Source organism: Burkholderia sp. AU6039 (genome assembly GCF_002223365.1).
Classification (GTDB): domain Bacteria; phylum Pseudomonadota; class Gammaproteobacteria; order Burkholderiales; family Burkholderiaceae; genus Burkholderia.
On record NZ_NKFK01000007.1, the window covers coordinates 524,480 to 550,434 of the forward strand.

7 protein-coding genes are annotated in these 25,955 nt (G+C 68.6%); all 7 read left to right on the forward strand.

The genetic code is table 11. The features are described from left to right. The first annotated feature begins 57 nt into the window (after positions 1-57). Positions 58-903 (forward strand): thioesterase II family protein, encoded by an 846-nt coding sequence (locus CFB39_RS34595; protein WP_256991525.1) that lies wholly within the window; start codon positions 58-60, stop codon positions 901-903. Between the two features lie 155 nt (positions 904-1,058). After that, complete coding sequence (locus CFB39_RS34600; protein ID WP_089476337.1) at positions 1,059-2,009, forward strand: UDP-glucuronic acid decarboxylase family protein; 951 nt, start codon at positions 1,059-1,061, stop codon at positions 2,007-2,009. A gap of 207 nt (positions 2,010-2,216) precedes the next feature. After that, entirely contained in the window at positions 2,217-3,527 is a 1,311-nt protein-coding gene (locus tag CFB39_RS34605) for a diaminobutyrate--2-oxoglutarate transaminase family protein (protein ID WP_089476338.1), read from the forward strand. Between the two features lie 76 nt (positions 3,528-3,603). Beyond that, positions 3,604-4,590, forward strand: coding sequence for a TauD/TfdA family dioxygenase (locus CFB39_RS34610; RefSeq protein WP_089476538.1), 987 nt, complete (start codon positions 3,604-3,606; stop codon positions 4,588-4,590). Between the two features lie 192 nt (positions 4,591-4,782). After that, a complete protein-coding gene (locus CFB39_RS34615) occupies positions 4,783-9,198 on the forward strand; it encodes a beta-ketoacyl synthase N-terminal-like domain-containing protein (protein ID WP_089476339.1) in 4,416 nt (1,471 codons plus the stop codon). After that, the gene (locus CFB39_RS34620; RefSeq protein ID WP_089476340.1) at positions 9,195-12,518 is read left to right on the forward strand and encodes a bifunctional LLM class flavin-dependent oxidoreductase/SDR family oxidoreductase; all 3,324 of its coding nucleotides are present in this window, start codon (positions 9,195-9,197) and stop codon (positions 12,516-12,518) included. The genes CFB39_RS34615 and CFB39_RS34620 overlap by 4 nt, the downstream gene beginning before the upstream one ends. Continuing rightward, the gene (locus tag CFB39_RS34625; protein WP_089476341.1) at positions 12,515-25,948 is read left to right on the forward strand and encodes a hybrid non-ribosomal peptide synthetase/type I polyketide synthase; all 13,434 of its coding nucleotides are present in this window, start codon (positions 12,515-12,517) and stop codon (positions 25,946-25,948) included. Before CFB39_RS34620 ends, CFB39_RS34625 begins: the two co-directional genes overlap by 4 nt. Positions 25,949-25,955: the final 7 nt, after the last annotated feature.

The following is a 25,955-nucleotide window of genomic DNA, read 5'->3' on the forward strand; positions in this document are numbered from 1 at the left end:
TCGACGCGTAAACCAACACGTCCGTCGCTGCCGCACCCGTTGCGCTCCAAGCGAGGCTTGCCGACGCATCGCCATGCCAACAACGACTGGAACCTGAATGGTGACAAACGCCGAACACGTGAATTTCCACAGCGCGATCGCCTGTGCGCCAGCAGCCAATGCACCACTCGAGTACCCGCCCGCATGCGTCTGATCTGTTTTCCGTATGCGGGCGGCTCGGCCGCCGTCTACCGCGCGCTGCAAACCTTGTTGCCCGGCATCGACGTGCGCCGTCATGAACTTGCCGGCCGAGGCGGCCGCCTGTCCGAGCCTGCCATCCGAGACATGTCGACGCTGGTCGACACGTTGCTGCGCGACCTGGACGACTGCTTCGATCGTCCCTTCGCGCTGCTCGGGCACAGCATGGGCGCGGCGATTGCGGCCGAACTGGCCCTGCGGCTTCCCGCCCACGCACGACCGAACCTGCGGCATCTGTTCGTGAGCGCGCGTGCCGCACCGGGCCAGGAGCGCCACGATCGGCGCATGCAGGCGCTGGACGATCGCGCCTTCATCGATGCGCTGCGCGAGATGGGCGGCACACCGAAAGCGGTGCTGGACAACAGCGAACTGATGGCGCTGCTGATGCCGGCGCTGCGTGCGGATTTCACGCTGATCGAAAACCACCGGCCCGTGCCCGGGCCCCGGCTGGCAGTGGATATCACCGCATTCGCGGGCCGGGGGGACAACGAGGTCCCCGTCGATGCCGTTGCCGGCTGGGGCGCCGCGACGACCGGGCGCTTCGATTTTCACGTCATCGAAGGAGATCATTTCTTTCTGAGAGACGAAATGCGGACGATGGCCGGCATCATCGCGGCCCGCATGCGGCGCGCGGAACACGCCGCGTCGAGCGCACTGCAGGCATGACGGGCCGATCCTCGCGATCGGCGTGCCGGCCGGTGCCGTGATCGTCGAATGAAAAGGCCCGCGCGCCTGATCCGCTCCCCTGCCGGAGCCGCGGGCCGGTCAAGCAAGCCGGGAGGCCGCGTCGCGTCCCGGCGCGCGATACTTGGAGTGCCATTGTGCAACGTAATCGAAAGCGAATCCTCGTAACAGGTGGCGCGGGTTTCCTCGGTTCGCATCTTTGCGAGCGCCTGGTCGAACTCGGTCACGACGTCTTGTGCGTCGACAACTATTTCACCGGCACGAAGCAGAACGTCGCGGCGCTGCTCGGCAACCCGAGCTTCGAGGCGCTGCGCCACGACGTCACCTTTCCGTTGTACGTGGAGGTGGACGAGATCTACAACCTCGCCTGCCCGGCTTCGCCGATCCACTATCAATTCGATCCCGTGCAGACCACCAAGACCAGCGTGATGGGCGCGATCAACATGCTGGGGCTCGCCAAGCGCACGCATGCGCGCGTTCTGCAAACCTCGACGAGCGAGGTATACGGCGACCCCGATGTGCATCCGCAACCGGAAAGTTACCGGGGCAACGTCAACCCGCTCGGGCCGCGCGCCTGCTACGACGAAGGCAAACGTTGCGCGGAGACGCTGTTCTTCGACTATCACCGCCAGCAGAACGTGCGAATCAAGGTGGTACGCATCTTCAACACGTACGGGCCGCGCATGCATCCCAACGACGGCCGCGTGGTGTCCAACTTCATCGTGCAGGCGCTGCGCGGCGACGACATCACGCTGTATGGCGACGGCAGCCAGACCCGGGCATTCTGCTATGTCGACGACATGGTAGACGGTTTGATCCGGATGATGGCCACGCCCGCAGAGCTCACCGGCCCGATCAACCTTGGCAATCCGCACGAGATCGCGGTCAGCGAACTGGCGCAGATCATCTTGCGCCTGACCGGCTCGAAGTCGCGGCTCGTGTTCCGTCCGCTGCCGAAGGACGATCCGACCCAACGTTGCCCCGACATCAGCCTCGCACGCGCCCACCTCGACTGGGAGCCGACGATCGGGCTCGAAACGGGGCTGCGGCGGACCATCGATTATTTCTGCTCGACCCTCGCTGCCTGACGTCGCACCTGGAAGCCCCGCTTCGACGATCGGAAGGCAATGGCATGACGGGGTGACGTCGCCTGGCCGATGTCCCATTTTTACGTGACAGACGGGACACGGCGACCATGCTCCAATCCGGTCGTACCGTTAACACCATTGGCCGGGATGAAGCGATTCTCGTGCGCCAGTGTCCATCAATCCGCCTCGCAAGCCGGATCTTCGCGCATGGAAAAACTCGAGTATCTTAAGCAGGTCGAATCGAACGCGCGAACCTACGCAACCTCTTTCCCGCGGCTGTTTACCCATGCCAAGGGCATGCGCGTACGCGACGCCGACGGGCAGGAATACATCGACTGCCTGTCGAATGCGGGCACGCTCGCGCTCGGACACAATCACCCGGAAGTCAATGAAGCCGTGATGCGGTTTCTGTCGTCCGATCAGATGCAACAGGCACTCGACCTGGCGACGCCGGCCAAGCATGCGTTCGTCGAGCAGCTTTTCTCGCTCCTGCCCGGGAAGATCGCCGAATCCGGCAAGATCCAGTTTTGTAGCCCGAGTGGGGCAGACGGCGTCGAAGCGGCGATCAAGCTGACCCGGCACTATACGGGCCGCCCGACGATCATGGCGTTCCACGGCGCCTACCACGGCATGACGGCCGGCGCACTCGCCGTGTCGGGAAACCTCACACCGAAATCGGCCGGCGGCAACGGACGCGACGTTCATTTCCTGCCCTATCCCTATGCCTTTCGCTGCCCGTTCGGCACCGACGGCTCGGCGACCGATCAACTCAGCATCAACTACATCCGGACCGTCCTGTCCGATCCCGAGAGCGGGATCACCAAACCGGCGGCCATCATCGTCGAAGTCGTGCAAGGCGAAGGGGGCTGCATCCCCGCCCCCGACACCTGGCTGATCGAGTTGCGTGAGCTGACGCTGCGGCATGAAATCCCGTTGATCGTCGATGAAGTGCAGACCGGACTCGGTCGAACCGGCGCGCTGTTCGCTGTCGAACATTCCGGCATCCGGCCGGACGTCCTGGTGCTGTCGAAGGCGTTCGGCGGCGGCTATCCGTTATCGGTGGTGGTCTATGACGAGCGCCTGGACACCTGGCCGCCCGGCGCGCATGCCGGTACCTTTCGAGGCAACCAGATTGCGATGGTGGCCGGCTTGTCGACCATGCGCATCGTCGAACGGGAGAATCTGTCGGCGCACGCGGACAGAGTCGGCAAGCTGCTCGTTGCCGGCCTCGAGGGGCTTGCCGAACGCTTTCCGTGCCTCGGCCAGATTCGCGGCCGCGGCCTGATGATCGGCGCTGAAGTCGTCGTGCCCGGCACCCATGGACGAACCGGCCCGCCCCACACGGAACGGGCAAAAGCCATCAAGCGGAACTGCCTGCAAAACGGGCTCATCGTCGAAACCGGCGGCCGCAACGGCGCGGTGCTCCGGTTCCTGCCGCCGCTGATCGTTTCGGAAGCGGATATCCACGAAATCCTCAATCGCTTCGAGCATGCCGTGGAAACGGCCTGCCGTGCATAGCCGCATCGCGGCGCGACCACGCAGGCCGACCCGTTCGGTTTCGCCGTGATCCACGAACAGGAAAGGACTATTGACGATGCTGGGCATGACGGAACGCAAGCTGCTTGCCGAGGGTAGCTCGCCGTGGCTGCTGGAACCCGTGTCGAACGGGCGTGATCTCGCGCAGGCGGTGAACGACAACCGGGTGGCACTCGAATCCCGGCTGGTGGAACATGGCGCACTGCTGTTTCGCGGCTTCGACGTTTCATCCGTGGGCGGCTTCGAAGCGTTTGCTCACGCGATGTCGGCCCATCAGTCCGACTACGTCTATCGTTCCACGCCGCGCACCTCGATCGGCAACGGCATCTTCACCGCGACCGAGTATCCGCCGAGCGAGACGATCGCCCTTCATTGCGAAAACGCCTATCAACGAAGCTGGCCGCTGAGAGTCGCATTCTGTTGCCTGACGCCGGCCGCGACCGGCGGCGAAACGCCGATTGCCGACATGCGGGAGGTGAGCCGCCGGATCGGGCCGCGCCTCCTGGATCACTTCGAGGCGAAACAGGTCCGCTATGTCAGGCACTACCGGCGGCACGTCGACATTCCGTGGGAAACCGTGTTCCAGACCCGCGACCGCAGCCAGGTTGCCGCCTTCTGCGCGGACAACGGCATCGAGCACGAATGGCTCGACGACGACACGTTGCGCACCGCCCAGGTCAACCAGGGCGTGGCCTACCATCCGGTCACCGGCGACCGCGTGTTCTTCAATCAGGCCCATCTGTTCCATCTGTCGAACCTGGAAGCCTCGCTCGCCCGTTCGATCGTCAGCCTGTTCGGCGAGGATCGCATTCCGCGCAATGCCAGCCATGGCGACGGGAGTCCATTCGATCTCGCCGACCTCGAGCAGATCCGCACCGCGTTCCGCGCATGCGCGATCACGTTCCCATGGCAGCGAGGCGACGTCCTGCTGGTCGACAACATGCGCTTCGCGCATGGCCGCAACCCGTTCGAAGGCGAGCGCAAGGTTGTCGTGTCACTGCTGGACCCGTACGCGCCCGACCTCGCAGGAAGCGCCGATCGTTAGCAAGCGCGAGCGCGCACCTCAATAACAAGCCGTATTGATCCGGTGCGCGAAACGCCGTGTCCTTGGATTACGGGGCAGACGTCGGATTAGAGCGATGCTCTAATTTCAATACCGTCCAACGAAGCACGCTTGGCGGGATCGCCACGACCGGTCCTGAGATATTCAACGTTTAGAAGACAACGAAGGTTGAGCATGCTTCCCGATACAAAATTCAGGACTGTTACAGAAATTCTGTTGTTTCGCGGCAAGGTCGAACCGGAAAAAACCGCATTCATTTTTCTCGAGAACGGCGAAGCGGAACTGACCCGGCTCACGTTCGGCGACCTCGACAAGCGGGCGCGCGGCATCGCCGCCAGGCTGCAGGACATCGCGCAACCGGGTGATCGCGTCCTGCTGGTTTATCCGCCCGGGCTGGAATTCATCTGCGCATGGGTGGGGTGCCTGTACGCCGGCCTGATCGGCGTACCTGCGTATCCACCGCGCAGGCATCGCCCCGCCGATCGTCTCAAGGCGATCGTCGCCGACGCCGGGCCGGTCGTCGCGCTGACCGATGCAGCCACGCTCGACGGCATCGCGCATCACGCGGACGGTTACTCCGACACGCTGGAACTGAAGATCCTCGCGACGGACCAGCGCTTCGACGCGCCGGCCGAACACTGGCGCGCACCGGACATCACGCCTCAGACGCTGGCGCTTCTGCAATACACGTCAGGCTCCACCGGTACGCCGAAAGGCGTGATGATCAGTCATGCGAACATCCTGAGCAACATGGCGGTCATCGCCGAGGCGAGCGATGCCGATGCGTCGACGGTGTTCGTCAGCTGGCTCCCGGTGTTTCACGACATGGGGTTCTTCGGGAAGGTGCTGCTGCCGATCTATCTCGGCGTGCTGTCGGTGCTGATGGCGCCCGCGGCGTTCGTGCAGAAGCCCCTCCGCTGGCTGCAGGCCATCACGAAGTATCGCGGCACGCATTGCGCCGCGCCGGATTTCGCGTATGACCTGTGCGCGCGCAAAGTCTCCGATGACGCGCGCGCGCAGCTCGATCTGAGCAGCTGGCGTGTCGCGTTCAACGGCGCGGAACCGGTGCGCGCGGAGTCGGTGGCGCGTTTTTCGCACGCCTTCGCCGCATGCGGCTTCCACGCGCACACCATGCGCCCGGTCTACGGGATGGCCGAGGCGACCTTGTTCATCTCCGGTCAGCCCGCACGCTCGCTGCCGCGCGTGGCGGACTACGACGCCGACGGCCTCGCGCAAGGCGTGGCGACGAGAAGCGACTCCGGCAAGCGCCACGCGCTGGTCTCATGCGGCCGGCCCTGGGCGGAGCACCGCCTGCGGATCGTGAATCCGGATACCGGTGAGCGCTGCGCGCCCGGCCGGATCGGCGAAATCTGGCTGACCGGCCCGAGCGTCGGCGTCGGCTACTGGAACCGTATCGAGGAAACGGAACGCACCTTTCGCGCGAAGCTGGATGGCGATGACGCACGGTACCTGCGCACGGGCGATCTCGGCTTCGTCGATGGCGAGGACCTGTTCGTCACCGGCCGTTTGAAAGACCTCATCATCGTGGCCGGCCGCAATCACTACCCGCAGGATCTCGAACAAACCGCGGAGGGAAGCCACCCCGCGCTGGCGCCGAATGCATCGGCGGCCTTCTCGATCAACGTCGACAACGTGGAGCGGATCGTCGTCACCTGTGAAGTGCGCCGTGAAGCGCTCAACACGCTGAACGCGGAAGCCGTCGCCGCGGAGATCCGGCGCACGCTCGCCGAAGTGCATGACGTCGACCTGTATGCGGCTGTGCTGTTGAAGCCCGCCACGATCCTGCGCACGTCCAGCGGAAAAATCCAGCGGAGCCGGATCCGGCAGGCATTCATCGATGAACAGGGGCTCGCGATCGCGGGCGAGTGGCGCCGTGCGTTCTCCGCGCCGCCGGCCGCCCCGCAAACGGCCACGCCACGCGACACGCAAGCGCTGGTGCAGTGGTGCGTCGAGCGTGTCTCGCGTCTGTCGGGAATCGACGTCGGCAAGATCGACCCCGACGCACCGTTCAGCATCCACGGGCTCGATTCGAAGGACGCCATCCAGCTCTCGGGCGAGTTGCAGGACTGGCTCGGGCGGCCGGTTTCCCCGACCGTCGTCTACGACTTTCCGAGTATTTCCCTGCTGGCGCGCCATTTGAGCGGCACCGGGCATGCCACGCCGGACCCGGCGCCCGGCTCGGCCGCAGCACGCGCGGATATCGCGATCGTCGGCATGGGATGCCGTTTCCCCGGCGCCGGCAATCCCGACGCATTCTGGCAGCTGCTGCTGGAGGGCCGGGACGCGGTCGGCGCGTCGACGCAGCGCGGCGCCGACCTTCCGCCCGCCGGACTGCTGGAACAGGTCGATCAGTTCGATGCGGCTTTCTTCGGCATCAGCGCCCGCGAAGCCGAATCGATGGATCCGCAACAGCGTCTGCTGCTGGAGGTGGCCTGGGAGACGCTCGAGCATGCGGGGATCGCACCCGGCAGTCTCGCCGGCGGCCGCACCGCGGTCATCGTCGGCATCAGCAATTCGGACTACATCCGGCTGGCGCAGGACGAAGTCGCGGACGTCGGCCCTTACGTCGCGACGGGCAACGCGCTCAGCGTCGCCGCCAACCGCATTTCCTACGCGCTCGATTTGCGTGGCCCGAGCTGGGCGGTCGATACCGCGTGTTCGTCGTCGCTCGTCGCCGTGCATCAGGCGTGCCGCGCACTGCAGCGCGGCGAGTCCGATGCGGCGCTGGCCGGCGGGGTCAACCTGATTCTGGCGCCGCAATTGAGCGCCTCTTTCACGCAAGCTGGCATGCTGTCGCCGGATGGTCGATGCAAGGCGTTCGATGCGGCAGCGAACGGCTATGTGCGCGGCGAAGGCGTGGGCATGGTGCTGCTCAAGCGGCTCGACGATGCGCTCGCGAACGGCGACACCGTGTTCGCCGTGATCCGCGGCTCCGCGGTGAACCAGGATGGACGCAGCCATGGCCTGACCGCGCCCAACGGCCCGGCGCAGCAGGCCGTGATTCACAGTGCGCTGCGCGATGCCGGCGTACGCGCGCAGGACATCGGCTTCGTCGAGGCGCACGGGACGGGCACGCCGCTCGGCGACCCGATCGAATTGAACGCGCTGGCGGCCGTGCTGAACGACTCCCGCCGGCCGGACGAGCACTGCTGGATCGGCTCGGTCAAGACCAACATCGGCCACCTGGAATCGGCGGCAGGCATCGCCAGCCTGATCAAGACCGCCCTTGCGCTACACCATCGCGCCATTCCGCCGAACCTCCATTTCCGGTCGATCAATCCGCAAATCGCGCTCGACGGCACGCCCTTCCGCATGCCGCAGCAGGTCACGCCGTGGCATGCGGAACACGGGCCGCGCGTGGCCGGCGTCAGTTCGTTCGGCTTCGGCGGCACCAACGCGCACCTGATCCTGTCCGAAGCGCCCCGGCCCGCGGAGATCGAAGCCGACCCGGCAGCGCCCGCGGCGCGCGTCGTGACGCTCTCCGCGCGCACGCCGGAAGCGTTGCACGCGCTGGCTGCATCCTATGCGGCCTATCTCGACACCCATCCCGAGGCCAGTGTTCGGGATGTCGCATTCACGACCAATACCGGGCGCACCCACTTCACGCGGCGCGCGGCCATCGTCGCATCGAGTCTCGATTCGTTGCGTTCGCAACTTGACGCCGTTTCGGCCGGCGAGCCTGCGGAAACACCGCCTGCGGTGACATTCCACTTTTGCGCCGACGACGGCGGCAGCGCCGACGCGGTTCGGCAATTGCGCTCGGACTGCCCCGCTTTCGACGCGCTGATGCAGCGGCAATCCGAGACGCCCGGGCTCGCCCTCGCCGAAGCCGGGTTCACGGCATTCCAGCGCGCGCTCGCGCAACTGTGGATGTCGTTCGGCATCACGCCGAATGCCGTCAGCAGCACCGGCGACGGGCATCGCGCCGCAGCCTCGTGGGCGGACGTGCCGCAGACGCCGGACGGCGGTGCGGCGGAAAACCGCGTCGTGATCGACATCGGCACGCACACGGCCGCGTGGGACGCGATCCTGCACACGCTCGCCGCGCTGTACGTACGCGGCGCGTCGATCGACTGGGATGCCGTGGAGCGGGGCGCACCGCACCGCCGGCTCGCGCTGCCGACCTACCCGTTCGAGCGTCGCGGCTTCTGGATCACGCCACGTGCGCCGCGGCATCCGTTGCTCGGCCGCCTCATGGAGCAGCACGCGCATGCGCCGGCCACGTGGATCTGGCAATCGCGTCTCGATGCGCCGGCCACCACCTTTCTCGACGGTCATCGCGTCAAGGGCTCGCCCGTCCTGCCCTATTCCGCGTTCGTGGAAATGGCGCTGTCGGCCACGTCGGAAATCGGCGCTGCCGGCCATACGACGTTGAAGGACCTCGCGCTGCATGCGCCGTTGCCGCTGCATCCGCATGCATCGCGCACCGTGCAGACCGTGCTGAGCCGCCGGTCCTGGGGACCGTTTTCGTTTGCCGTCTATCACCGGATCGACGACACCCGCGCCGCCGCGACGTGGCAGATGTGCGCGAGTGCCGAAATTCACGAATCGGATCGGAGCCACGCATGAAATTCGGCCTGATGTTCTTCGCCAGCAGTGAAGAGGCGCTGTCCGGCAACAAGTACCAGCTCGTGATGGAAAGCGCGCGCTTCGCCGATGCGAACGGGTTTTCCAGCGTCTGGGTGCCGGAGCGCCATTTCACCGAATTCGGCTCGCTGTACCCGAATCCCGCCGTCCTGCACGCCGCGCTCGCGGCGGCCACCCAACGCGTGAAGCTGGTCGCGGGCAGCGTGGTCGCGGCGCTGCACAACCCGATCCGGATCGCGGAAGAATGGTCGATGGTGGACAACCTGTCGAACGGCCGCGTGGGCGTGTCGTTCGCGTCCGGATGGAATCCGGACGACTTCGTGTTCGCCCCGGACAAATATGCGAGCCGGCAGGACGACATGCTGGCGACGATGCGCACGGTCCAGCATCTGTGGCGCGGCGGCCTGCTGGATGCGACGAACGGCGTCGGCAAGCCGATGCAGTTGCGCATCTATCCGACGCCGGTGCAGCCGGAGCTGCCCGTGTGGGTGACCGCCGCGAGCAATCCGCAGACGTTCGTGCGCGCCGGCGAAACCGGCGCCAACCTGCTGACCCACGTGCTCGACCAGGATCGCGACCAGCTCGCGCACAAGATCGCCCTCTACCGCGACGCGCGCGCGAAGCACGGCTTCGATCCGGCGGCCGGCACCGTGTCCGTGATGCTGCACACGTTCGTCGGCGACGATGCGGCGCAGGCGCGCGAACAGGCGCGCGTGCCGTTCTGCAACTACATCCGCGGCAATATCGGGCTGTTGAACGGGCTGGCGCAGAGTCGCGGCCAGTCGGTCGACGTGCGCGCGATGGGCGCGCGCGAACTGGACGAGTTCGTCGAGTTTCTCTATGAACGCTTCGCGCAATCGCGCGGGCTCATCGGCACGCCGGAAACCTGCGTCGACCTGGTGCGGGATCTCGCGTCGATCGGCGTGGATGAGGTGGCCTGCCTGCTCGATTTCGGTCCGCCGGTCGAGCGGATCCTCGGCAATCTTCCGCAGTTGCGCCGACTGCGGGAGATGTGCGCCCCCAGGCCATCCGCCGCGCCGACGCGATTCGATGCCGCCGAGGTGCAGGCGCGCTGCCCGGAAACGACGTCGGGCGCGGACTTCAACGGCGAAATCCGGCAGCACGGCGTGCAGATCGACGGCGTGTTCGACGCGATCCGGCAGATCTGGCGCACGACCGGCGAGGCGCTGGGGAAAATCAGCCTGCCGGCTGACGCGCTGGCGTCGTCGCCCTATCAGATCCATCCCGCCTTTCTCGACGCGTGCAGCCGCGTGCTCGCCGCCGCCATCGACCCGGACGCGCTGGAGGCCGGCGACCTGTACCTGCCCAGCTCGATCGGTGCGGTGCGGATTCATCAGCCGCCGTCGTCGGCCGACGCATGGAGTCACGCCACGCTGCGCAAGCCGGTCGGGCACGGCGCGCTGGAGGGCGACATCCGCGTCCATGACCTCGCCGGGCGACTGCTGATCGAGATCGATGCGCTGCGGTTGCAGCAGGTGCGCGCGGGGCGCGCCGCCGAGCGGCACGACTTCGCCGCGCTGCTTTATCAACGCGTCTGGAGACCGTCGAACGTCGACGCGGCCACCGGCGGTTCGGCGCACGGCGAGTGGCTGATTCTCGCGGACCGTGGCGGCGTGGGCGCGCAACTGTCGGCGCTGCTGGAAAGCGCGGGCGATACGTGCACGCTGCGCTTCGCCGACGCGACGCCGGAACTGCCCGCGCCCGACCGCCCGCTGAAGGGCGTCATCCACCTGTGGAGTCTCGATCTCGCGCCCGCCGACATCGCGGCGAGACGGCGTGCCAGCACGAGCGTGCTGCACTTGGTGAGGGCGCTTGCGTCACGCGCGCCGTCGGCCCGGCAGGCGCGTCTGTGGCTGGTGACGTCGGGCGCGATGAATGTTCTGGAGGGCGAATCGATCGCCGTCGCGCAGGCGCCCCTGTGGGGATTGGGCCGCGCGATCGCGGTCGAGCATGCGGCGCTGTGGGGCGGGCTCGTCGACCTCGATCCCGCGCAGCCGTCGGCGGCGCACATCGTGCAAGCGGTACAGACGGGCGGCCGGGAAGACATGATCGCGTTTCGCCGCGACCAGCGCTACGTCGCGCGCATCGCCCGCGACAATCGCGAATTCGTCAGCCACCGGCCGATCCGGTTCCACGATGACGCAACGTATCTCGTGACCGGCGGGCTCGGCGGGCTCGGCTTGCGGCTCGCGTCCTGGCTCGCCGACCACGGCGCCGGGAAAATCGTGCTGCTGGGGCGCGGCGAGCCTTCCGCCGCGCACGAGAAAATCCTGCGCACGCTCGACGCGCGGTTCATTCGCGCCGACCTGTCGCGTCGCGAGGACGTCGAGCAGGCGCTCGGTGAAATCGCGCAATCGATGCCGCCGCTCAAAGGGGTCTTTCACCTCGCCGGCGCGCTCGACGATGCGCTGCTGACGCGCCAGGACGACGACGCCTTCCATCGCGCCGGCAGCGGCAAGGCCGACGGCGCCTGGTATCTGCACGAGCTGACGGCCGGCTTGCCGCTCGACCATTTCGTGCTGTTCTCGTCGATGGCCGCGCTGATCACCATGCCGGGCCAGGGCAACTACGCGGCGGCGAACAGCTTCCTCGACGCGCTCGCCCAGCATCGGCGCGCGCAGGGGCAACCGGGGCTCAGCGTCAATTGGGGGCCGTGGGCCGAGATCGGCCATGCCGCCACCGACTACGGACGGCGCGCGCACGAACAACTCGGCGCGCTCGGCGTCGGCACGCTGCCGCCCGAACTGGCCATCGCGACGCTGGAACGGCTGATGGCGTCCGGCGTCGCCCAGTCCGGGGTCGCGCAAATCGACTGGCCGACCCTGTTCCGGGTCGATGCGCCGGCTGCCGGGTCCGCGCTGTTTTCCGAGCTGGCGCAACCGGCCGCGCAGCCCGTGCAGCAGGACACGGCGTTGCTGCGCCAGCTGCATGCGTGCGCGCCGCGCGAGCGGGTCGAGCTCGTCACCGACACGCTCGCGGCGATGCTCGCCGAGACCTTGCGTCTGTCCGGCCCCGACGCCATCGCGCCCGAGCAATCGCTGCTCGATCTCGGCCTGGATTCGCTGGTCGCGCTCGAACTGACCGATCGCCTCACCAAGGTGTTCGGCCGGCCGTTTCGCGCGACGCTGTTCTTTTCCTATCCGAACCTGCGGGCGCTCGCCCGGTACGTGCTCAACGAACTGTCGCCGTCGCTCCCCGCGCCGGCCGTCGACGAAGCATCCGACGACCTCGACGAGGACGACCTTTCCGAACTGATCGCCCAGGAGATCGGCGCCCAATGAACGCCAAGGCCACGCATGCACTGAAAGCCGCGCTCGACGAATTGCGCCTGCGGCGCGCGGAAATCGCGGCGCTGCGTTCGGACCGCAACGAGCCGATCGCCGTCATCGGCATGGCTTGCCGCTTCCCCGGCCGCAGCGATACGCCGGACGCGTTCTGGCAACTGCTCGACGGCGCGCGCGATGCCGTCACCGAAGTGCCGGGCGAACGCTGGGACATCGATCGCTACTACGACCCCGATCCGTCCGCGCCCGGCAAGATGGCGACCCGCCACGGCGCCTTTCTCGAACGCGTGGATCAATTCGACGCGGCGTTCTTCGGGATCGCGCCGCGCGAAGCGACCTACCTCGATCCGCAACAACGGCTCCTGCTCGAAGTGGCGTGGGAGGCGCTCGAGAACGCCCATCTCGCGCCCGAGCGCTTCCGGCAGTCCGCCACGGGCGTGTACGTCGGCATCACCTGCTTCGACCACGCGATCCAGGTGTCCAATGCGTCGATGCCGTCGAGCAGCTACGCGGGCACGGGCAGCGCGCTGAACATGGCCGCGGGCCGGCTGTCGTTCGTGCTGGGCCTCACCGGCCCGAGCATGGCGATCGACACCGCCTGCTCGTCGTCGCTGGTGTGCCTGCACCTGGCCTGCGAAAGCCTGCGCTCACGCGAAACCGGCATGGCACTCGCGGGCGGCGTCAACCTGATGCTGTCGCCCGAGGTCATGGTCAGTTTCTCGCAGGCGCGCATGCTGTCGCCGGACGGACGCTGCAAGACCTTCGACGCGGCGGCGGACGGCTACGTGCGCGGCGAAGGGTGCGGCATGGTGGTGCTCAAGCGCCTCGCCGACGCGCTCGCCGACGGCGACCGGGTGCTCGGCATCGTGCGCGGCACGGCGGTCGACCAGGGCGGCGCGGGCGGCGGGCTGACCGTGCCGAGCCGCGATTCGCAGGAACGGGTGATCCGCCGCGCACTGAACCAGGCCGGCCTCGCGCCCGGCGACGTCTCCTATGTCGAGGCCCACGGTACCGGGACGTCCCTCGGCGACCCGATCGAGGTCGAAGCGCTGGCCGGCGTCTACGGCCCCGGGCGCGCGGCGGACGAGCCGCTCGTGATCGGTTCGGTCAAGACCAATATCGGGCATCTGGAGTCGGCTTCCGGCATCGCCGGCCTGATCAAGGTCCTGCTGTCGTTCGAGCACGACCGGATTCCGCCGCACCTGCATTTCACCCGACCCAATCCGCATACGCCGTGGCAGGACATCCCGATCCGCGTCGCCGCCGATCCGGTCGCGTGGCAGCGCGGGGAACGCAAGCGCATCGCCGGGGTGAGCGCGTTCGGATTCAGCGGCACCAATGCCCACGCGATCGTCGAGGAACCGCCCGTCGCGCCGGCGCACGCCGCGCAGCGCGCGCTGCTGCTGCTGTCGGCACGATCCGAAGCGGCGCTGGCGGCGCTCGCGCAGCGCTACGAGCGCGCGATCGCCGGCGCGACGCCGCAGGAGCTGGCCGCCATCTGCCGCGCCGCCGCCACCGGACGAAGTCACTATCCGTTTCGCGCGGCCTATGTAGCGGGTGTGAGGGAAATGTCGGCGGCAGCGGCGCGCACGGGCAAGGCATTGCGCGTGGGCTTCATGTTCGGCGCGCCGGACACCGGCGCCGCGCGCGCGCTCCACGCGTCGGAACCGCTGTTCCGCGATGCGTTCGCGCGTTGCGCGGTGCCGCTGGAAGCAGTCGATACCGACGCGGGCCGCTTCGCGATCCAGTTCGCGTGGGCCGAACTGTGGAAGGAATGGGGCATCCGCCCAGCCGTCGTGTCGGGCCACGGTATCGGCGAATATGTCGCGGCCTGCGTGGCGGGCGTCTTGAGCGCCGCCGACGCGCTGCGCGTCGTGGCCGCCCGTTCGGATGCCGAAGCGTTGCGCGCCGTGCTTCAGGACATCTCGCTCGCACGGCCGTCGGTCCGCCTGATTTCCGGCTGTCTCGGCGCCGAAGTGACCGACGAGGTGACCCACCCGTCGTACTGGTTGCAACTGGCCCGCGCATCGGATCAAGCCGACGCGCCGCACCCGCCGGAAGGGCTCGCCGACGGCTGGCTGCCGCCGCCCTGCGCGGGCGATGCACTGGAACACGCACTCGCGGCGCTGTACGTGCAGGGCGCGCAGTTCGACTGGCGCGCGCTGTTCCCGGCGCCCGCCCAGCCCGCCACGACCCTGCCGAACTACCCGTTCGAGCGGCAGCGCTTCAGCCTGGAGAAGATCCCGTCGCCCGTCGTCGGCATGGATGCGGGCAGCATCGACGCCGCGGTGCGGCACCTCAAGTCGTCCGGCAAGTACCCCGAGGACATGCTGAACGCGCTGCCGGACCTGCTCAGGACGGCATTCGCCTCCGCCGAAACCACCGCGTCGAACGAAAGCCCGCTCTATCACGTGGTGTGGGAGCCGCAGGCCGCGTTGCCGGCGGCACCGGTCGCCGCCGACGCGTCGCCGTGGCTGATCTTCGCGGACGCGAGCGGTGCCGGCGAGCGACTTGCGGCGCTGCTGCGCGCGCGCGGCGCAGCCTGCTCGCTGGTGCGCCCCGGCCTCGACTATGTCGCCGACGTGGAAGCGGGCTGGCAGGTCGCGCCCGAACGGCCGGACGACTTCGTCCGCCTGCTGAACGAGACCGCCGCCCCCGGCCAGCGCATCGTCTTTCTGTGGGCGCTGGACGAGGCCGTCGGCGAGACGCGCATGTCCACGGCGCTGCTGCATCTCGTGCATGCACTGGTCGGCGGCGAGCGCGAGTGGACGCCATCGACCCGGCCCAGGATCTCGGTGGTCACTCGCGACGCGGTGGAAGCCGGCGCAGCGCCGCAGGTATCCGGGCTCGCGCAGGCTGCGCTGTCGGGCCTGGCACGCGGGGCGATGATCGAGCATCCGGAATGGTTCGGCACCGCGATCGATCTCGACCCGGCCGCGCCGGAAGACGAGACGCAGGCGCTGCTCCAGGAACTACTCGGCGAGAGCCGCGAGGAACAGGTGGCATTGCGGCACGGCGCGCGCCATGCCGCGCGCCTGAGCCCGCTCGCGCCAGCCGAAACCGCCGCGCTGCCGGTCGACCCGGACGCGGCCTACCTGATCACCGGCGGGTTCGGCGCGCTCGGGCTGCACACCGCCCGGTGGCTGGCGGCGCGCGGCGCACGCACGCTGATCCTGGTTGGCCGGCAAGGGGCCGCGAGCGACGAGAGCCGGTGGGCAATCGCCGAGCTGCGCGAGCGGAACGTATCGCTGCGCTGCGAGCGCGTCGATATCGCCGACCCCGCGGCGGTCGCCGATTTCTTCGCCGCGCTCCGGCGCGACGGCGTGCCGCTGCGGGGCATCGTGCACGCGGCCGGCATCGTCGGCTACAAGCCGATCATGCAGGTCGGGCGCGAGGAGCTGGACGCGGTGCTGCAACCGAAGGTCGCCGGCGCGTGGCTGCTCCATCAGCACAGCGGGCACTTCCCGCTCGATTTCTTCATCCTGTTTTCGTCGATCGCGTCCGCGTGGGGTTCGCGCGAGCAGGCGCACTACAGCGCCGCGAACCGCTTCCTCGACGCGCTCGCGCATCATCGCCGCGGCCAGGGCCTGCCGGCGCTGAGCGTGAACTGGGGGCCGTGGGCGGATGGCGGCATGACGTTCCCCGAGGCGGAAGCGCTGCTGCGGCGGGTCGGCATCCGGTCGCTGGCGGCGGATCGCGCGCTCGACGTGCTGAATCGCCTCCCCGACGTGCCCCAGGTCGCGGTCGTCGATATCGACCTGGCGCTGTTCCAGGGCTCCTACGAGGCGCGCGGACCCAGGCCGTTCCTCGACCGCGTGCGAGTGGCCAAAAGCGCGCCCGGCGCGACGGCGATGCCGGCGTTGAGCGACGCGTCGCCGCGCGAGCGCAAGCGCCTGCTGGCGGACAGCATCGATCGCGCGGTGGCCCAGGTGCTCGGCTACGACGCGGGGACGCTGGATCGCGATCTCGGCTTCTTCGAGATGGGCATGGATTCGCTGATGGCGCTGGACGTGCGCACGCAGCTCGAAACCGCGCTGGGCATTCCGTTGTCGGTCGCGCTGTTGTTCGATCATCCGACGGTCAACGCCCTCGCGGATTTCCTCGCGGAGCAGGCGTCCGGCACGGCGGCGGACGCGCATGCGGCACCGGCGCAGACGCAGGCCGTGCCGCAGCAGCAGCCGCGACCGATCGCGCCGGCCATCGAGGCCCGCGAGGCCGGCACGCCGGAGCCGATCGCGATCGTCGGCATGAGCTGCCGGTTTCCGGGCGCCGCGCAGAATCTCGACGCCTACTGGAACTTGCTGAACGACGGGGTGGATGCGATCTCCGGAGTGCCGCGCGAGCGCTGGGATGTCGACGCGTACTACGATCCCGATCCGGAAGCGCCGGGGCGCATGTATTGCCGCTTCGGCGGTTTTCTCGACGACGTCGACCAGTTCGATCCGGCGTTTTTCCGCATCACGCCGCGCGAAGCGAACGCGATGGATCCGCAGCAGCGCCTGTTGCTCGAAGTCAGTCACGAAGCGCTGGAACACGCCGGCATTCCGGTCGACAGTCTCAAGGGTAGCCGGACCGGCGTGTTCGTCGGCATCACCACCAACGATTACGCGAACCTGCAGCTTCGCAACGGCGGCGGCGCCGGCATCGACGGCTATTTCTTCACCGGCAATCCGCTGAACACGGCGGCCGGCCGCATCTCCTACGGACTGGGCGTGCAGGGGCCGAGCATGGCGATCGATACCGCGTGCTCGTCGTCGCTCACCGCGATCCATACCGCCAGCCAGAACCTGCGCAGCGGCGAGTGCGATCTCGCCATCGCGGGTGGCGTCAACCTGATCCTGTCGCCGGACAACTCCATCGCCGTCTCGCGCACGCGGGCGCTGGCGCCGGACGGCCGCTGCAAGACCTTCGACGCGTCCGCGGACGGCTTCGTGCGCAGCGAAGGCTGCGGCGCGCTGGTGCTCAAGCGCCTGTCCGACGCGCTCGCCGCCGGCGATCGCGTGCTGGCCGTGCTGCGGGGTTCGGCCGTCAACCACGACGGCGCGTCGAGCGGCTTTACCGCGCCGAACGGACGGGCGCAGGAAGCCGTGATCCGCCAGGCACTGGGCGGGCTGCCCGCCGCGTCCATCGATTACGTGGAAGCGCACGGCACCGGCACCCCGCTCGGCGATCCGGTCGAATTGCAGGCGCTGGCGACGGTATTCGGCGATGGCCGTGATGAAGGTCGGCGGCTGCGCGTCGGCTCGGTGAAAACCAACATCGGCCACACGGAGTCCGCCGCCGGCATCGCGGGCGTCATCAAGGTCGTGCTGTCGCTGAACCACGACCGCCTGCCCGCCCACCTGCATTTCCGCCAGCCGAGCCCGCTGGTGCAGTGGGACGCGCTGCCCCTCGAGATCTGCGCCGAGGCGAGCGCGTGGCCGCGCGGCGAACGGCCGCGGCGAGCCGGCGTCAGCGCGTTCGGCGCGAGCGGCACCAACGCTCACCTGGTGCTCGAAGAAGCGCCCGCGCCGGCGCGGCCGGTGACACCGTCGAGACACAAGGTGCATCCGCTGGTGCTGTCGGCCAAGACCCCTGCGGCGTTGCGCGAGCTTGCCGGGCGCTATCAGCGGCGGCTCGAAGCCGAACCCGGTCTCGACATCGCGGCCGTGGCCTTTTCGGCGGCGACCGGCCGCTCGCATTTCGCGCATCGGCTCGCGTGGCCGGTGACGTCGCTCGACGACGCCCTCGACAAGCTGCGCGCCTTCCACGCGAAGGAACCCGCCGGCACGACGCAGCCCGCGCCCCGCGTGAAGATGGCCTTCCTGTTCACCGGCCAGGGTTCGCAATACGCCGGCATGGGCCGCCGCCTGTACGACGCGTATCCGGTGTTCCGCGACGCCATCGACCGCTGCCGCGCGGTGGCCGATCCACTGCTCGACAAGCCGTTGCTCGACGTGCTGTCGGCCGCGGGCGACGACATCCACCAGACCGGCTACAGCCAGCCGGCCCTGTTCTCGCTGCAGTACGCGCTCACCACGTTGCTGGCGTCGTTCGGCGTGGTGCCCGACGCCGTGATGGGCCACAGCGTCGGCGAGTACGCGGCGGCGTGCACGGCCGGCGTCTTCTCGCCGGAAGACGGCCTGCGGCTGATCGCCGAACGCGGCCGGCTGATGCAGGCGTTGCCCCGCGACGGCGAGATGGCGGCGATTTTCACCGACCTCGCCACCGTCGAGCGCGCGATCGAAGCGTGGCCGCACGAGGTCGCGGTGGCGGCCGTCAACGGCCCGGCGAGCATCGTGATCTCCGGCAAGCGCGAACGCATCGCGACGCTGGTCGACGCGTTCGCCGCGCAGGACATCCGGTCCGTGCCGCTCAATACGTCGCACGCGTTTCACTCGCCGCTGCTCGAGCCGATGCTGGACCGCTTCCAGGCGGCGGCGAAAGCCGTGCCCGTCGCGCGCCCGGCGATCCCGTTCTATTCGAATCTCACGGGCGCCGTGATGGACGACGCGCCCACCGACCTGTACTGGCGCCGGCACTGCCGGGAGCCGGTGCAGTTCGCGCGCAGCGTCGAGCGCCTCGCCGAAGCCGGTTTCAACGTGCTGGTCGAAATCGGCCCCAAGCCGGTGCTCGTCAACCTGGCCCGCGCGTGCTGTGCGCCGGACGCCGGGATCCAGTTCCTTGCCCTGCAGCGGCCGCAAGTCGAGCAGCAAGCGCTGATCGAAACGCTGTCGACCCTGTATGCCCGCGGCGTCGATGTCGACTGGGCCCCGACCGAAACACCCGCACCCGCACGCATCGCATTGCCGTCCTATCCCTTCCAACGCAGCCGTACCTGGTTCCAGAAAGCGGACACGTCCATGACTCAGACAAGCGCATCACCCCTCGCCACCGCACCGACGCACAATCGCAGCGGCGAGGTGCTCGAATGGCTTCGCGGCAAGATCGGCGAATTGATCCAGGCCGACCCCGCCACCATCAACATCGAACTGCCCTTCCTGGAGATGGGCGCCGACTCGATCGTGCTGATCGAGGCCATCCGGCACATCGAGGCGGAGTACGGCGTGAAGCTGGCCATGCGCCGCTTCTTCGAAGACCTGGCGACGGTGCAGGCGCTCGCCGAATATGTCGCGGACAACCTGCCGGCGGCCGCCGCGCCGACCGGGGCCGAGGTCGTGGGCGCTTCCGAGGCTGTGGCGGAACCGTCCACGGCGGCGGTGGCGGTCGCGGTCGCGCCGTCCGCGCAGGCGCTTGCGCCGCTCGCCGCCGCCCCGGTGGAATGGGTGGCGGCCGAAGGCGGCTCCACGGTCGAGCGCGTGCTGCGGGAGCAGAATCAGTTGCTGTCCCACGTGATGAGCCAGCAGATGGAACTGCTGCGCACGTCGCTGACCGGGCAGGCCGGCGTCCGGCCGGCGACGGCCGCCGCGCAAGCCGTCGCGAGCACGGCGAGCGTCGCCCCCAAGGCGGCGATCGCGGCCCCGGCCGCCGCGCCCGCGGCGAAGCCCGCGCCAGCCGCCGCCGCGGCCGCGGCCGACAATGCGCCGCCCAAGCCGATGATGCCGTGGGGCAGCCCGGTCCAGCAGCGGGCGCGCGGCTTGTCCGCCGCGCAGCAGGAGCATCTCGAGGCGCTGATCGTGCGCTACACGACGCGCACCCGGAAATCGAAGGACTCGGTGCAGGCGTCGCGCCCGGTGCTGGCCGACAGCCGCGCCACGGTCGGCTTCCGCTTTTCGACCAAGGAGATGCTGTATCCGATCGTCGGCGATCGCGCGGCCGGTTCGCGGCTGTGGGACATCGACGGCAACGAGTACATCGATTTCACGATGGGCTTCGGCGTGCATCTGTTCGGCCACACGCCGGATTTCATCCAGCAGCAGGTCACCCGCGAATGGCAGCGCCCGCTCGAACTGGGCGCGCGCTCCAGCCTCGTCGGCGAAGTCGCCGCGCGCTTTGCCCGCGTGACCGGCCTCGATCGCGTGGCGTTCTCGAACACCGGCACCGAGGCCGTCATGACCGCGATGCGGCTCGCACGCGCCGTGACCGGGCGCGACAAGATCGTGATGTTCACGCATTCGTATCACGGCCATGCCGACGGCACGCTCGCCGCGGCGAACGCGGACGGCGTGACGGAAACCATCGCCCCCGGCGTGCCGTTCGGCTCGGTCGAGAACATGATCCTGCTCGACTACGGCAGCGACGCCGCGCTCGACGCCATTCGCGGGATGGCGTCGACGCTCGCCGCCGTGATGGTGGAGCCGGTGCAGAGCCGCAACCCGTCGCTGCAGCCCGTCGCCTTCCTGAAGGAACTGCGTCGTATCACCGAAGAGGCCGGCGTCGCCCTGATCTTCGACGAAATGATCACCGGCTTTCGCGTCCATCCGGGCGGCTCGCAAGCGATGTTCGGCGTCAGGGCCGATCTCGCGACGTACGGCAAGATCATCGGCGGCGGCCTGCCGCTGGGCGTGATCGCCGGCACCAGCCGCTTCATGGATGCGATCGACGGCGGCATGTGGACCTACGGCGACCACTCGTTCCCCGCCGCGGACCGCACCGCGTTCGGCGGCACCTTCTGCCAGTATCCGCTCGCGATGGCGGCCGCGCTGGCCGTGCTGGAGAAGATCGAACAGGAAGGCCCGGCGCTGCAGGCCGCGCTCAACGAACGCACCGCGCGGATCGCCGCCACGTTGAATGCGTTCTTCGTGGAGGCCGAGGCGCCGATCAAGGTCACGTGGTTCGGCTCGATGTTCCGCTTCGAATTCACCGAGAACCTCGACCTGTTCTTCTATCACATGCTCGAAAAGGGCATCTATATCTGGGAATGGCGCACCTGCTTCCTGTCCACCGCGCATACGGACGAGGATATCGACCGCTTCATCCGCGCGGTGAAGGACAGCGTCGCCGACCTGCGCCGGGGCGGCTTCATCCGGCCGCACTCGAAACACGGCACGGTGGCCGCGCTGAGCGAAGCGCAACGCCAGCTGTGGGTGCTGTCGGAAATCGATCCCGAAGGGTCGCTCGCGTACAACGTCAACACCACGCTCGAACTGAACGGCCGGCTCGACGAAGCCGCGATGCGCGCGGCCGTCCAGAGCCTGGTCGACCGGCACGAGGCGCTGCGCACCACGGTGATGGCGGACGGGTCGGGCCAGATCGTGCATCCGTCGCTGACACTAGACATTCCGCTGATCGACACGGAGCAGGACGCATGGCGGGAGCAGGAAAGCCGCCAGCCGTTCGATCTGGTGAACGGCCCGCTCTTTCGGGCCGCGCTCGTGCGCGTGGGCAGCGAGCGTCACCTGCTGGTGATGACGGCCCATCACATCATCTGCGACGGCTCGACGTTCGGGGTCCTGCTCGAGGACCTGGCCCGCGCGTATGCCGGTGCGGCGCCGGCCGACGCGCCGCTGCAGTTTCGCGCATACCTGAAGCAGCTCGACGGCCAGCGCCACAGCCCGGAAATGAAGGCGAATCGCGAGTACTGGCTCGCGCAATGCGCGCACCAGGCCGCCCCGCTGAATCTCCCGGTGGACTACCCGCGGCCCGCGGTGAAGACGTTTCACGGCGGGCGCGTGTCGCTGCATCTCGACGCGGCGGCGGCCGCGACGCTGCGCACCGCGGCCCGTCAGAACGGCTGCACGCTCTACATGGTGCTGCTCGCCGGTTTCAACCTGTTCCTGCACCGCGTCGCCGGCCAGCAAGCGATCGTCACCGGCATCCCGGTGACCGGCCGCTCCGTGGCCGGCAGCGACCGCCTCGCCGGCTACTGCACGCATCTGCTGCCGCTGCGCTCGACGCTGCCGGAGCAGGCCACCGTGGCCAGCTTCCTGGCCGGCACCCGGCAGAACCTGCTCGACGCGCTCGAGCACCAGGATTATCCGTTCGCCGAGCTGGTCCGCGAAATCGGCGCGCAGCGCGATCTCAACGCCGCGCCGCTGGTATCGGCGGTCTTCAACCTCGAACCCGTGTCGGCGCTGCCCGAACTGCCGGGCCTGACGGTCGGCCTCGTGGCGCCGCTGATTCGCCATACCGCGTTCGACCTGAACGTCAACGTGCTCGACGCGGGGCAGGCACTCCTGATCGATTGCGACTACAACACCGATCTGTTCGACGCGAGCACGGTGCAGCGTTTCCTCGACATCTACCGGACCCTGCTGACGCATCTCGCGGACGATGCGTCGGCCGCCATCGCCAAGCTGCCGTTGACGAGCGATGCGGAGCGGAACCTGATGACGGTCGAGTGGAACCGCACCGACACGGATTTCGGCGACGCCGCCGCGCAACCGCTGCATCGGCTGTTCGAACAGCAGGTCGAGCGCACGCCGGATGCTGTCGCGGCCGTCTTCGATGACCAGACGCTCACCTACGCCGAACTCAACCTGCGCGCCAACCGCCTCGCTCACCGCCTCATCGACCTCGGCGTCGGCCCCGATGCACTCGTCGGCGTCGCGATGGAGCGCTCCCTCGACATGAGCGTCGCATTGCTCGCGATCCTCAAGGCCGGCGGCGCCTACGTCCCCGTCGACCCCGACTACCCCGCCGAGCGCGTGCGCTACATGATCGACCACGCGCAGTTGCGCTGGCTCCTCACCCAGCAGCATCTGCGCGACGCGCTGCCCGAGACCGACGCACACGTGATCGTCGTCGATAGCGACTCGCTCGACCTCGATGCCGCGGCGACGTCCAACCCCGCGCCCGCGCTCAACGGCGACAACCTCGCCTACATGATCTACACGTCCGGCTCGACCGGCCGGCCCAAGGGCGCGCTCAACACCCATCGCGCGATCACCAACCGCATCCTCTGGATGCAGCACGCCTACGCGCTCGGCGCCGACGATACGGTGCTGCAGAAAACCCCGTTCAGCTTCGACGTCTCGGTCTGGGAACTCTTCTGGCCGCTCGTCACCGGTGCGCGCCTCGTGTTCGCGCGCCCCGGCGGCCAGCGCGAGACCGACTATCTGGTCGAGCTCATCGAGCGCGAACGCATCACCACGCTCCATTTCGTGCCGTCGATGCTGCGTGCGTTCCTCGACCATCCCGACCTCGACGCGCACTGCGCATCGCTGCGCCGCGTCGTGTGCAGCGGCGAGGCGTTGCCCCACGACCTGCAGCAGCGTTGCCTCGAGCGCCTGGACGTCAAGCTGTACAACCTCTACGGCCCGACCGAGGCCGCTGTCGACGTGACCGCGTGGGAATGCCGCCGTGACGATCCGCACCGCATCGTCCCGATCGGCCGGCCGATCGCCAACACCCGCCTCTACATCGTCGATGCGCAGATGCAGCCCACGCCGATCGGTGTGCCCGGAGAACTGCTGATCGGCGGCACGCCGGTCGGGCGCGGCTACCACGGCGAACCTGAACTGAGCGCCGAGAAGTTCGTCGCCGATCCGTTCTCCACCGACCCGCTCGCGCGCCTCTACAGTACCGGCGATCTCGCGCGCTACCGCGCCGACGGCAACATCGAGTTCCTCGGCCGCATCGATCACCAGATCAAGCTGCGCGGCCTGCGCATCGAACCCGGTGAAATCGAGGCCGCGCTGACTTCGCACCCGCTGGTCGACGCCGCCGTCGTGGCGCTGCGCGGCGTGGACGACGGCGCGAGACTGGTCGCATGGCTGTGCTCGTCGCACCCCGAAGCCGAACTGGTCGACGCGGTGCGTGGCCACCTGCGGCAGCGGCTGCCGGATTACATGGTGCCCGCCGCGTTCGTCGTCGTGAGCGCGTTCGAGCAGCTGCCCAACGGCAAGCTCGATCGCGCCAGACTGCCCGAACCCGGCGACGGCCTGGATTATGTGGCGCCCGTCAACGCGCTCGAAGCGCAGTTGACGGCGATCTGGCAGGAAGTGCTCGGCAAGGTTCGGATCAGCACGACCGCCAATTTCTTCGAGCTGGGCGGCAATTCGCTGCTGGCGACGAAGGTCGTCGCGCGCATCCGTCGCGATCTGCATGCAAAGCTGGAAATCCGCAGCCTGTTCGCACTCCCCACCATCTCGAGCCTCGCGAAGCGCATCGCCGATACGCAGCCGATCGATTACGCGCCGGTGACGCCGCTGCCGGCGCAGGCAAGCTACGCGCTCTCCCCGGCCCAGACGCGGCTGTGGGTCCAGGATCGTCTCCATGCGGCGCAAGCCGGCGGGCCGCTGCCCACGTCGCTGCTGTTCGAGGGCGTGCTGGACGTGGACGCGCTCGTGCGAGCGTTCCGCGCGTTGAGCGAGCGTCACGAGATCCTGCGCACGCGTTTCGTGCTGGAAGACAACCAGCCGGTCCAGCAAGTCCTGCCGCCCGGCGAAGCCGCGTTCCCGGTCGAGGTCGTGGATCTGCAGGAGGCCGAGGACCGCGATGCCCAGGCCGCGTCGATCCAGGCAAGCGAACGGCTCGCGCCGATGGATCTCGCCGCCGGCCCGCTGTTCCGCGTCAAGCTGCTCAGGCTTTCCGAAGTCCGTCACGTCTGCATCTGCACGATGCATCACATCGTGAGCGACGGCTGGTCCACGGAGGTCCTGCTCGACGACCTGTCGGCGCTCTATGACGCATTCGTCCAGCGTCGCGACGATCCGCTGCCCGCCCTCCCGATCCAGTACAAGGACTACGCCGGCTGGCTGAACCGCCTGCTCGCCGGGCCGGACGGCGCGCGCATGAAGGACTACTGGCTGACCAAGCTGGGCGGCGGCCTGCGCGCGCTGGACCTGCCGGGCGACGTCGCGCAGCCGGCCGCGCCGAGCTGGAAATCCTGGCGATTCGAGCTGCCCGCCGCCGAGACGACGGCGCTGGAATCGCTCGGCAAGCGCCACGGCGCGACCTTGTTCATCGCGCTGCTGTCCGCGATCAAGGCGCTGTTCTACCGCCGTTCCGGCCAGGAGGACATCGTCGTCGGCACGCCGGTCGCGGGCCGCGAGCTGCCCGAACTCGAGTCGCAGGTCGGCCCCTACCTGAACGTGCTGGCGCTGCGCGATCGCGTCGCGGGCGACGACCGGTTCGACACGCTGCTTGCCCGCGTGCGGGACACCACCCTCGAAGCGTTCTCGCACCCGCTGTATCCGCTGGACCGCCTGCTCGACGAGCTGCACGTCAAACGCGTGGCGGGACGCAATCCGCTCTTCGACATCGGCCTGACGCTGCAGAACCAGCGGCACGGCCCCGTCGATCGCTATGCGGGACAAGTGCATATCGCGGAGCTGCCGGACCACGACCCGCAGGGCGCGGACACCGAAGCCGCGACGGACTTCTGGTTCCTGGCCGAACCGCGCGCCGAGGGCCTCGCGATCCGCGTCGTCTATCACGCGGGGCGGTTCAGCGAAGCGCTGGTGCAAGGCCTCGCCAACGAGCTGACGTCCGTCATCGGCGAAGTGCTGGCCAATCCGGGCGTTCGCATCCGGAACCTGACCCTGGGGCAACGCGCGCTGCACGCCGACGCCCGCCAGCCCACCGTCGAACTCAGCGCATTCTAAGGAGCCT